This is a genomic window from Yoonia sp. (genome assembly GCF_042093035.1).
In the GTDB taxonomy this organism is placed as follows: Bacteria; Pseudomonadota; Alphaproteobacteria; order Rhodobacterales; family Rhodobacteraceae; genus Yoonia.
Genome location: NZ_JBELFI010000063.1, coordinates 3,330 through 14,615 on the forward strand (window position 1 = coordinate 3,330; position 11,286 = coordinate 14,615).

Annotated in this window: 12 protein-coding genes; 3 read left to right on the forward strand and 9 right to left on the reverse strand. The window is 57.4% G+C overall.

Features of this window, described 5'->3' with window-relative positions; genetic code table 11:
* The 4 genes from ACFDSS_RS09210 to ACFDSS_RS09225 all read right to left on the reverse strand — a co-directional run.
* Positions 1 to 720: CNNM domain-containing protein (locus ACFDSS_RS09210; protein WP_375255459.1), on the reverse strand; the 720-nt coding region annotated here is incomplete at its 3' end.
* A 51-nt stretch (positions 721 to 771) separates the two neighbouring features.
* Positions 772 to 1,704 (reverse strand): site-specific tyrosine recombinase XerD, encoded by a 933-nt coding sequence (locus ACFDSS_RS09215; RefSeq protein WP_375255460.1) that lies wholly within the window; start codon positions 1,702 to 1,704, stop codon positions 772 to 774.
* Complete coding sequence (locus ACFDSS_RS09220) at positions 1,701 to 3,173, reverse strand: hypothetical protein (protein ID WP_375255461.1); 1,473 nt, start codon at positions 3,171 to 3,173, stop codon at positions 1,701 to 1,703. Before ACFDSS_RS09220 ends, ACFDSS_RS09215 begins: the two co-directional genes overlap by 4 nt.
* 37 nt (positions 3,174 to 3,210) lie before the next feature.
* On the reverse strand, positions 3,211 to 3,462 hold the full coding sequence (locus ACFDSS_RS09225) for a hypothetical protein (RefSeq protein WP_375255462.1): 252 nt from the start codon (positions 3,460 to 3,462) through the stop codon (positions 3,211 to 3,213).
* Between the two features lie 55 nt (positions 3,463 to 3,517).
* Between ACFDSS_RS09225 and ACFDSS_RS09230 the strand changes: the two genes are divergently transcribed.
* Together ACFDSS_RS09230 and aroB are read left to right on the forward strand one after the other, a co-directional pair.
* Positions 3,518 to 4,075: a shikimate kinase gene (locus tag ACFDSS_RS09230; RefSeq protein ID WP_375255463.1), complete on the forward strand. Its 558-nt coding sequence runs from the start codon at positions 3,518 to 3,520 to the stop codon at positions 4,073 to 4,075.
* 1 nt (position 4,076) lies between these two features.
* Positions 4,077 to 5,186, forward strand: coding sequence for a 3-dehydroquinate synthase (aroB, locus tag ACFDSS_RS09235; RefSeq protein ID WP_375255464.1), 1,110 nt, complete (start codon positions 4,077 to 4,079; stop codon positions 5,184 to 5,186).
* Between the two features lie 86 nt (positions 5,187 to 5,272).
* Here aroB and ACFDSS_RS09240 read toward each other — a convergent pair whose 3' ends face one another.
* From ACFDSS_RS09240 to ACFDSS_RS09260, 5 genes are all read right to left on the reverse strand, one after another.
* Positions 5,273 to 5,587, reverse strand: coding sequence for a hypothetical protein (locus tag ACFDSS_RS09240; RefSeq protein WP_375255465.1), 315 nt, complete (start codon positions 5,585 to 5,587; stop codon positions 5,273 to 5,275).
* 5 nt (positions 5,588 to 5,592) lie between these two features.
* Positions 5,593 to 6,087 (reverse strand): single-stranded DNA-binding protein, encoded by a 495-nt coding sequence (gene ssb / locus ACFDSS_RS09245; RefSeq protein ID WP_375255470.1) that lies wholly within the window; start codon positions 6,085 to 6,087, stop codon positions 5,593 to 5,595.
* A gap of 411 nt (positions 6,088 to 6,498) precedes the next feature.
* Positions 6,499 to 8,571 carry a dipeptide ABC transporter ATP-binding protein gene (locus ACFDSS_RS09250; RefSeq protein ID WP_375255466.1) on the reverse strand — a complete coding sequence of 691 codons (2,073 nt, stop codon included), beginning with the start codon at positions 8,569 to 8,571 and terminating at the stop codon, positions 6,499 to 6,501.
* A gap of 3 nt (positions 8,572 to 8,574) precedes the next feature.
* Positions 8,575 to 10,020, reverse strand: a complete 1,446-nt coding sequence (locus ACFDSS_RS09255; RefSeq protein ID WP_375255467.1) for an ABC transporter permease — start codon at positions 10,018 to 10,020, stop codon at positions 8,575 to 8,577.
* Positions 10,021 to 10,035: 15 nt separating this feature from the next.
* Positions 10,036 to 11,082 carry an ABC transporter permease gene (locus ACFDSS_RS09260; protein ID WP_375255468.1) on the reverse strand — a complete coding sequence of 349 codons (1,047 nt, stop codon included), beginning with the start codon at positions 11,080 to 11,082 and terminating at the stop codon, positions 10,036 to 10,038.
* A 14-nt stretch (positions 11,083 to 11,096) separates the two neighbouring features.
* Here ACFDSS_RS09260 and ACFDSS_RS09265 point away from each other — a divergent pair.
* The coding region (locus tag ACFDSS_RS09265; protein ID WP_375255469.1) for a hypothetical protein at positions 11,097 to 11,286 on the forward strand (190 nt) is incomplete at its 3' end.

An 11,286-nucleotide genomic window follows, 5' to 3' on the forward strand; every position in this document is an offset into this window, starting at 1 on the left:
GGGGCTTTGCAGGATCTGGGTCAGGATATCCTGCGGCGGCAAATCCGCATCCAGCATTTCAATGCCGGAACGGTGCAACATGATTTCCTCTACCGCCCGCTCGTTCAGGTCAAGCGCGCCCAACATCCGGTCGCGGTCTTCCTTTTCGACCAGCCCCTCGGAGTGGCCCAATTGCAGCGCACCGGCGATTTCCTCGCGGACGGCCAGAATGTTGCTGTCAGGGTCGGTACGCACGCCAAAGACAAAAAGCACACCGCGCACCAGATACCGCACGGCGGCAACCACGGGCGAGAAAAGGAACACCACAATACTGATCGGGCGCGCCACGCGCGATGCGACAGCTTCGGGGTACGTGATCGCAAGTGTCTTGGGCAGGACCTCGGCAAAGATCAGCACCAGCAGCGTCATAATCAACGTCGCCGCTGCCACACCGTTTTGCCCGAAGAGCTTTGTCAGCACGGCAGTTGCCAGCGATGTTGCAAGAATGTTCACAACGTTATTGCCCAGCAAAACCGACCCGATGAGGCGCTCATTGTCCTCGGTCACCTCAAGCGCCTTTACAGCCCCCTTGGACCCCTTGTCCGACAACGACCGCAACTTGCCGCGTGACGCAGCCGTCAGCGCTGTCTCAGAGCCAGAGAAGAAGGCTGATGCGACCAGCAGTAGAAGGATCGCGCCGGAAGTGATCCAGAAGGCGGCGTCGAGGGATGCGGTGTCCATGAGGGCTTTCAAACAATAATCATGCAAATATGTAGGGGTTACGGGCCAGCTTCAAGTCTTGGCAGATTTTGCCAGCGGATGGTGATCCAAAACCAACGCTTTGAGCCGCTCGTCCAGCACATGAGTGTAAATCTCGGTGGTGGCAACATCTGCGTGCCCGAGCAGCGTCTGGATCGACCGCAAATCGGCGCCGCCAGCAAGCAGGTGGGTTGCAAAGGCATGGCGCAATGTGTGCGGTGTGACCTTGGCAGGTGACACCCCGCCCGCTGCGGCAAATTCCTTGATAAGCCCGAAAAACCGATGGCGCGTCAAATGTCCCAGTTTGCCGTGCGACGGGAACAGAAACTTCGACGGCGGCACGCCCCTGGCGCGCGCGGCCTCTTCTTTTGCGTCGCGTGACGTCAGATAGGCTGCCAAAGCATCGCGCGCGGGGGGGGACAGGGGCACCAGCCGTTCCTTACCGCCTTTGCCGCGCACCAAAAGCATTCGTGGATCGCCACGTGCGGCAGAGACCGGTAAGCTGACCAGTTCGGTCACCCGCATTCCGGTGGCATAAAGCAATTCCATCAAGCAGCCGTTGCGCAGCGCTTGCTTGGGCGTGGTATGGGCGGCCTTGAGCAGTCGGTCGACCTCGGCAATGTCCAGAGTCTTGGGCAGGCGCTGCGCGCGTCCGGGGCCTTTGATCTGGATGGCCGGATTGTCATCGCGCCAGCCTTCTTCGAACGCAAAGCGAAAGATCTGCTTGATCGCGGACAACCTGCGCGCGCGCGTCGATTTCGCCAAGCCTTCGGCTTCGCAATCAATCAGGTAGCCTTCGATATGGCTGCGTTCTGTAGTCTCAAAATTCAGGCCCTTTTCGGCAAGCCATGCCGAAAACCCCTGCAAGTCGCGGGCGTAGGCCAGTTGGGTATTCGTCGCAGCATCCAGTTCCGCGGCCTGCGCTTCCAGAAATGTCTGGATCCGGCGTGGCATGGAGTGTGTCATGCGCCCCGATCCAGCAACAGCAGTTGTAGCGAAGCACGGCGTGCCAGGTCATCCAGCCCAACCGCGCGCAAAACCGCGAGCGCATCAGTAACGGCCCTCAGATCGCCCTGCGCACCCGCGTCAAACAATGCGATTGCCCGCAACAGCGCCTCACCGGTTTTTCCTTCATCCAATAATGTTTGCATCATTTCGGGCAGCGGGGCACCTTCAAATGCGGCCTGAATTGCTTCTTGGGTCTGGGTACGGGATTCGGCAGGTCTGCTACGGGCCAGTGTCGTCAGGAAGGGATCAAAATCCACGTCCGTCAGGGCCGCCGTCAACGCCACGTCGCGGTAAGCCGGCGACAATAGTCCGATTTCAAAGGCGATGCGCGCCGGTTGTCCCGCAAGTGGCACTTCCTGCAGGAGTCCCCCATAGAGTTTGGCAAACTGGATTTCGGTGCGCGCGGCTTTCATCGCACCCCACGCATCGATCAGCGTCTGCCCAATCGCGGCCGGATCATCGTCCTTCATCGCCGTATCAAAACGCTGGATCGCGGCCGCCCGATCCCAAATACCGCCAGACGCCGCAGGCGTGCGTGCCGTATAATGCTTGAGCAGCACGTTTTCCGACACCGCCCCTTGGCGCGCCAGCCGCTCAGAGGCCTCAAGCTGCGCTTTCCAAGCGGTCGTAAACCGCAAATCGGCGTGTGAAAAGGCGAGTGGCAGATTGGCCGTGATGAGCGGCTCTCCAATCGCTTCATGCATGCGGAATGTCAGCGGGCTGACGCGGTCAGGGGACAACAGGAAGGGTTCGCCTTCGAACAGTTCAGGGTCCAGAAAACGGGCGAGCAGCGCCTCCTCAGCTTCGGTGATATCGCCAAGAATGCGGTGGACATTCAACGTCAGCGCGGCGGCGTTCCAATCGCCATTGCGCGCAAGACAGAAAATGCGCGCAGGATGGGTTGGCGCAATGGAGGGTGTTTCGAGCATGACCTCGCAGGCGTCATCCTCGGTCCCGGTCAGCAAGGCCACGTCAAACCAGCGCCGAAACAGCTCCGGTGTATCGGGTGCGGCTTGTTCGATCAATGATTTGGCAGGTTCCAACGCACCCAAATCCAAGAGCTTGTCGACCCGCGCCAGAAAAAGCGCGCCATCGGTGCCGGCATTGCGCGGTGGGTCCGCCTCTGCCAGCATCAGGACCTTGAGGAAATCCTGCAATGCGGGCAGGCTGTCCATCCGTTCGGCGCGCACCAGATCAACCAGCACGTCTTCGTCGCTGGCCGCCCAAATTTCGCGCGTCAGCCCCGAGCGGGTGGGCGGCAAAAGGCCGATGGGATCTTTGGAAAGCCTTCCGAGCGCAGATACGGTCACATCTGGCGGTTGCGCATTGGTTGCAATCGGTGGCTCCATCGGTGCCAGCGTCACACTGCGCGACAGCCATTCGATTGCCGAAAGCGGCTCAAATGACGTGTCTTCCTGCGCTGACACAGCCGCGCCTGCGACGCAGAAGGCTGCGGCAATCGCCTTAGTTTGTGTCCAGCGTAACAGGCTGCGTTACCTCTTGAGACGGTGCCGCGAAATCGGCAGGAAAAAACAGTGGGCCGACATAGGCGTAAGCCACAAACCCACCTCCCGCGAGGATGATGAGAAACAATAGTGCCTTAATCAACCGCCACATGACACGCCCCAATTCGTTATTCTGCTCGATATATGTGGGTTCTTTCCCACGGATTAAAGGGATTATATATGGCCTTTCGCGCAAGATCACGGCATTCATTGATTAAATTCCGGGTTCGGCGCGCATTGGCCGAAAAAGAAGGGCACAAAAGGCGATGTCAGAGGGGCAACATTACCAATTGAAACGCACAGTGGTGTTTGTCGGTATGATGGGTTCCGGCAAGACGGCCATTGGGCGGGCCTTGGCATTGCGGTTGGGGGTGCCTTTCGTGGACAGCGACACGGCCATCGAAGAAGCTGCGGCCGCCACGATCCCTGAAATCTTCGCCCACGACGGTGAGTCGTTCTTTCGCAAACGCGAGGCCGAAGTACTGGAGCGTTTGCTCTCTGGTCCACCGGGGGTCGTCTCCACCGGGGGAGGGGCATTTCTGGCGGCTGGCAATCGTGACATGATTGTCGAACACGGTGTGGGGGTATGGCTGGATGCCAGCCTTGAGACACTCTGGGAACGTGTGCGCCACAAAGACACGCGACCTTTACTGCGCACGGCCGATCCCAAGGCCACCCTGACCCAGATATTCCATGATCGCAGCCCGATCTATGCTCTGGCAGGTTTGCATATTTCAATTGATGCCGAGGCCAGCATTCCCGAAACCACGCAGTCGGTGATCGACCGGCTGGCCACACGCCCCGATATTCTGGAGACCACCTAAGATGACTGCTCAAGTCCATGTTGACCTGCCGGGACGCGCTTATGATATCGAAATCGGTCCGGGGGTTCTGGCGCAGACCGGTGACAGGATTGCGGCAATGGGTGGGCGCAGGCACGTCTGTATTTTGACCGATGAAAATGTGGCAGCATTGCACTTGTCACACCTGCGAGAGGCGCTTGCGGGTGCCGGACTTGCGTCGCAGGCGCTTGCCTTGCCAGCCGGGGAAGCCACAAAATGCTGGGCGCAGCTTGAGCGGTCGGTCGAATGGTTGCTGGCCCAAAAGGTGGAGCGTGGTGACATCGTCATTGCGTTTGGCGGGGGTGTGATTGGGGATCTGGCCGGGTTTGCTGCCGCAATCCTGCGCCGCGGGGTGCGCTTTGTGCAAATTCCGACCTCACTTCTGGCGCAGGTTGATAGCTCTGTCGGGGGTAAGACCGGAATCAATTCGCCCAGTGGCAAAAACCTGATCGGGGCGTTTCATCAGCCCAGTCTGGTGCTTGCGGATACGGCCCTTTTGGGCACGTTGCCACAGCGGGATTTTTTGGCTGGTTACGGCGAAGTTGTGAAATACGGACTACTTGGGGATGCGGATTTCTTTGACTGGCTTGAGGCCCATGGCCCTGCAATGGCCGCCGGTGACATGGATGCGCGGGTACGTGCGGTCACGCGGTCGTGCCAGATGAAAGCCGATATCGTGCAGCGTGATGAGACTGAGCAGGGCGACCGCGCATTGCTGAACCTTGGGCATACGTTTTGTCATGCGCTAGAGGCGGCGACCGGTTATTCGGACCGCCTGCTACATGGCGAAGGTGTTGCGATTGGCTGTGCGCTGGCCTTTGAATTGTCTGCGCGTTTGGGACTTTGCAGTCAGGAAGACCCTAGCCGCCTGCGGGCGCATTTGCGCGATATGGGCATGAAGGTTGATATCCTCGACATTGCGGGGGAATTGCCAGATGCCGAAGGGTTGCTTGCGCTGATGGGGCAAGACAAGAAGGTGTTAGACGGTCAGCTGCGCTTCATCCTCGCGCGTGGGATCGGGGATGCGTTTATCACCTCGGATGTTCCCAAAGAGGCGGTATTGAATGTTTTGGGCGACGCTTTACCGGCCTGAACGTTGCGTCCGTGGTGGTTCATGGAGCCTCCGGCGGGAGTTTTTTTGGCCAAGATGAAGCGGGACGTGGCGTCAGACAGGGTGGGTCAGTCTTCGGGTGGGTCAAGGAGGTTGATGCCGTGCTTGCTGGCAAATCGCAAAAACAGCGGAGTTTCGATCACGAATAGGGTGACAACCGTAAAGACTGCCCAGTTCACCTCAAAGAACACCAAAGTGAAGCCGACGCCCGTGTCCCAGAACAATGCCCCAGCAACACCAATTGCGAGGGCTGACAGCACAAGATCAATTGCCATAATCCGATTGCGTGTTTTTTGTGCGAGGCTGGGATAAATCCCTAAATACGCAACGCCCAGAATGACGCCATTCAGGATAAGAACCTGCACTTCAGGCGAGAATTGCATCGGGTTTAGAACGGGATTTCGTCGTCCATATCGCCGCCGCCCGAAGGTGCGCCACCACCGCCACCGCCGCCGTATGACCCGCCACCGCCACCGCCGTAAGATCCACTGTCATTGCCGCCGGCATAGCCCCCGCCCCCGCCTTCGCTATTGCGACCGTCGAGCATTGTAAGGGTGCCGTCAAAGCCGTTCAGGACAACTTCTGTTGAATAACGGTCCTGTCCGGACTGGTCCTGCCATTTGCGGGTCTGCAACTTGCCCTCAATATAAACCTTGGAGCCTTTGCGCAGATATTGCTCTGCAATGCGCACCAGGCCCTCCTGGAAGATCGCAACGCTGTGCCACTCAGTCTTTTCGCGACGCTCACCGGTGTTTTTGTCTTTCCAGTTCTCAGATGTCGCGATCCGCAGGTTGCAGACTTTGCCGCCGTTTTGGAATGTCCGAACCTCCGGGTCTGCGCCCAGATTGCCGATAAGGATAACTTTGTTCACTGATCCGGCCATTGCGGTATCTCCCTCGATTCTGATTTGCACTTTTGTGACAGACACGGGATGCCGCAACAAGGTTAACGGGCTATGAAAAGCGCCAAGTTCGGCGGTTCGGGGGATCTGCGCTAGATTGTCGATAGTGAATAAGTGAGGATCGCGCGAAGTAGCGCGTGGAATTATCCTGCTCTTCGTTTTGCGTGCTTCCCCGCGGGTCGTGCACGCCCAAGAGCAGGTTTCGGCGATTTCGCATTCAGAACAACTGCCCGGTTAAACGACTATTCCTGACGGGCGCGCCGCGACGCAACCGTGTTTCGCCTTTTTTCGAGACGCAGAGCTATGTGACGACGATTTTGGGAATTTGACGATCATCCCGTTTGGGAGATGATCGCGATGCCTCCGGCGGGAGTTATTCGGCCAAGATGAAGATCACTCGGCTGCAATCTGGATCACTGGCTCCATGTCTGCCAGATCAGCGTCGCTGAGATGGCATTTGATCTGGTGGCCTTCCGCCAGTAGGCGCACCGGGGGGACTTCTTTTTCGCAAAGCCCGCCGGCCACTTTGGATTTCCAGTTGCACCGGGTCTGGAACGGGCAGCCGCTGGGTGGGTTCATCGCCGATGGGATGTCGCCTTCCAGCACGATGTGCTTTTTCTTCACGCTTGTATCGGCGATTGGCACCGCGGAGAGCAACGCTTCTGTGTAGGGATGATATGGTGGTGAGAACACCTGATCGGTACTGCCCAGTTCTACCACATGGCCCAGATACATCACCATCACCCGGTCCGACAGGTAGCGCACAATCGACAGATCGTGGCTGATGAAAAGTAGCGTCGTTTTATGTTCGCGCTGGATTTCCATCAGCAGGTCCGTCACAGCCGCCTGCACCGACACATCGAGCGCTGAGACAGGTTCATCCGCCACAACGATCCGCGCATCGCCCGCAAAGGCCCGTGCGATGCCCACACGTTGCTTCTGCCCACCCGAAAGCTGTCGTGGCATCCGGTCTGCAAAGGCGCGTGGCAGTTTGACCAGATCGAGCAGGTTCAACATCCGCTCGCGGCGTTCGTTATCATTTGCGCCGATGCCAAAGATTTCTAGCGCGCGCATGATTTGCCGCCCGACCGTCATAGATGGGTTCAGTGTGTCAAAGGGGTTCTGGAAAACCATCTGGATGTCGGCCACGGTTTTTGTATCGCGGTTTTCGATGGGCGTGTTTCCGATGGATTTGTTATCCAGCAGGATTTCGCCTTCGGTCGCCGTTTCCAGCCCCATCAGCACTTTCGCAAAAGTCGATTTGCCGCAGCCGGATTCGCCCACAATCGCCAGCGTTTCGCTTTCGCGCGCCTCAAAGCTGAGTGTTTCATTGGCTTTGACGACTTTCGTGTCACCGCCGCCAAAGAGCGCGTTCGCCGCGACCTCGTAGTATTTCTTGAGGTTGTCCATTTTCAAGACAACTTGCCCCGGTTCGGGCTTTTCCTTCTTTTCGCCCAATTGGATCGGCGCGTTCCAGTCGATTTCCTTGAATTTCAGGCAGCGCGATTGGTGGCGGTCGTTGCCCGGCACAGGTTCCATCGGGATGAAACCCGCATCACAGCGGCCCGCTTCGAAATAGTCGCAGCGCGGTCCGAAGTTACAACCCTGGGGCCGTTCATGTGGGAGAGGGAAGTTGCCTGGGATCGCCACCAAAGGTCGCGCGTTCTTGTCCGCACCCGGCAGCGGGATCGATCGGAAAAGCGCTTGGGTGTAAGGGTGCTGCATTTCGTCAAAGACGTCTTCGATGCTGCCCCTTTCGACTGCTTCGCCTGAATACATCACGCAGATGCGGTCGCAGGTTTCCAGCACCAGACCAAGGTTGTGGCTGATAAACAGCATCGAGGTGCCGTATTTCTTACCCAGGTCTTTGACCAGTTCCACAACGGCTGCTTCCACCGTCACGTCGAGCGCTGTTGTCGGCTCGTCAAGGATCAACAGGGAAGGCTTGGACATCAGCGCCATCGCGATCACGATCCGTTGTTGCTGACCGCCGGATAGTTGGTGTGGGTAGCTATTCAGCATCCGCTTCGGGTCGGGCAGTTTCACATCGGTGACAACTTCGAGCGCGCGCGCGTAAGCTTCTTTTTCGCCGACCCCTTCGTGGATCATCGGCACTTCCATCAGCTGTTTGCCGATGCGCATGGCCGGGTTCAATGACGCCATGGGTTCTTGATAGATCATCGCGATTTCAGAGCCGCGAATATCGCGCAGCTCTTCGGGTGTCATTTCATTGAGCTCACGCCCTTTGAACTTGATCGAGCCGCCAACGATGCGCCCGTTCACGCCGAGGTCTTGCATCACGCCAAGGGCCACGGTGGATTTACCGCAGCCGCTTTCGCCGACCAGACCCAGCGCCTCACCGGGCATCACGGTGGCCGAGAAATCCATCACGGCGGGGATTTCACGCAGGCGCGTGAAGAAGGAAATCGAAAGCTTATCAATTTCAAGGATAGGTTGTTCAGTCATGGTTTAATCCTTCAAGCTTTCTTCACGCAGGCCGTCGGCCAGCAGGTTGAGACCCAGAACGAGGCTCAGCAGTGCCATTGCCGGTGGCAGGGCAGGGTGTGCGTAGATCAACAACAGCTTGCGCCCTTCGTTGATGGTTGATCCCCAGTCAGGGCTTTCGGATGAAAGACCCAAGCCAAAGAAACCCAAAGTCCCCAGAAGGATTGTGGTGTATCCAATCCGCAGGCAGAAATCGACGATGAGCGGACCACGAGCGTTGGGCAGGATTTCCCATAGCATGATATACCATGCGCCTTCACCACGTGTTTGCGCGGCCGCCACATAGTCGCGTGTGCGCAGGTCCAGCGTCAGGCCGCGTACAATACGGAAAACCGTGGGTGCGTTCACAAAAACCACCGAGACAAAGACCACAAGGATCGAGATATCAAACAGGTCCATCCACGCAGGCAGGAAGTTGATGACTGTGCCTTGCTGATTGATAACTGACAGGTAGAGCCAGCCCAGGATACCCAAGACAGGGATCAGGATCGCGTTCCGCTTGGCCGGTTGCGTGTAGTAACGCGAATTCAACAATACCCCGAAGAAGATCAGCGGGAAGATGAACAAGAATGCAGCCATGTAGGATGGGATACCTGTCAGGACGATCTCTGGTGTGACCAGCAGATAGAACAGCAAGATCACGGGGAAAGCCAGGATCAGGTTTGCCACGAAGGACAACACAGTGTCGAGCTTGCCGCCGTAGAAGCCGGCAGGCAGGCCCAGTGTGATCCCGACCATGAACGCAAAGATCGTCGCCAATGGCGCAATTGAAATTACGAAAACTGACCCAGTGACAACGCGGCTGAAGATATCGCGCGCGAGGTTGTCACCACCCAGCAGGTAATGTGGGATCGCGCCTTCTGTGCCTTCTGGAACCGGAACGCCCGGCGTTTTGTTCTTCAGGCCGGAGACTTGGCTGAGATAATCATGGGTCAGGATCATGTCGAAAAGACCTACAAAGATAGCTGTGAAGACCCAGAACATCACCAAGCCGAAGCCGATCATACCGACGGTGCTGTCAAAGAGCTTGCCGTAAAGCCCAAGTTTGCGCTTGTACATGATCGAGAGCGTGTACAAGGCGATCAACGCAATCCAGACCGGTAGGAACCGTTTGGATATCTCGCCCAGAATGCCCGCGCTGCCATAAGGCATCACAAGCGGGACGATGATGTAGGCCACAACGACTGCGAGTGTTGCCAAGAATAAGTACTTCACGGCTGTCTCAGAGGCCCCCAATGCCCCACCGCGTGCTTGCAGCGTGCCATCGGGGTTGGATTGGAGTGTCATCGGGGCCGCGAACAGTCCCAAGACCATCTGTGCGACAACGGCGATGGTTAATAGGGCCACCAGAACTGTCAGTGCGGGGTTGAGGATCGTGCCGAGGCTACCGGTCCATGTCAAAGCTTCCATGTCCTGATCCTCCCTTTAAGAAATGCGAATGCGTGGGTTAAGGAACACATAGCCGATGTCAGAAATCAGCTGTGTAATCAGCACCACGAAGACGGAAATGATTGAGACACCAAGCAAAAGTTCAATGTCGTTATTGCCTGCGGCCTGCACCAGCACCCAGCCGAAGCCTTTGTAGTTAAACAAAGTCTCGACGATGACAACACCGTTCAACAGCCACGGGAATTGCAGCATGATGACCGTAAAAGGGGCAATCAATGCGTTGCGCAACGCGTGTTTGAGAACAATCTTGGGAAAGCTAACACCTTTCAGGCGTGCGGTCCGAATGTATTGCGCGGTCATGACTTCCGTCATCGAGGCCCGCGTCATCCTTGCGATATAGCCCATGCCGTAAAGGGCGATTGTGATGACCGGCAAAAAGAAGTTCTCAAAGGTGGCGTCATCCATCGCGGATGTGGCCGTCCCCTTGAACCATTGCATCCCGAATGTTGCGGTTGCAAAGACCGAAATAAAGACGACACCTGATACATATTCCGGCGTCGCGGTGGACACGATCGACACCGTCGAAAGGGAGCGGTCGGTGCGCGAGCCTTCACGCATGCCCGCCAGCACGCCGATAATCAACGCACCGGGGATCATTACCATCATCACCCAGAACATCAGTTTGCCCGTCAAACCAAGCCGTGTCGCCACGATCCCGCCGACGTCCTCCTTAAAGACTGTTGAATAGCCCCAATCACCTTGCAGGATGCCACAGAAAGTCGATGCGTCCTCCATTGCCTGCCCGGGTTCCTGACATCTGGCGCGGACGTCTCCGTCTGCGCCTTCGATGACGTAGCCGGGCAAAACACCAAGCCACTGACCGTATTTGACAGGCAGCGCCTGCGAATAGCCCCGATTTTCGAGCCAGCTTACGACAGCCTCGTCCGACATCCGGGCGTTGCCTTGGGTCTTGGCGAGTTTCTCGAGATTGGGTGATAGATTGGTCAGCCAGAACACGATAAATGTCAGGCACAGAGCCGTGAGGATCATAACCCCAAGGCGGCGCAGAATAAACAGTCCCATAAAGGCCCCTGTTGATGAGCTACGTCGGAACATTGTCCGACTTTACGTTTTATTGCGCTCTCTGGTTTGCCAAAGATCCGCAAAAGGCAGCAGAAAAGGGCCGCCCCCTTGCGGGAGCGGCCCCTGTTTTTGTGTCAGGCAGCGTAGCCGACTTTGTACATCTGTGGCAGGTACGCGATGTGCATATCCCAGCCCACAATGCCC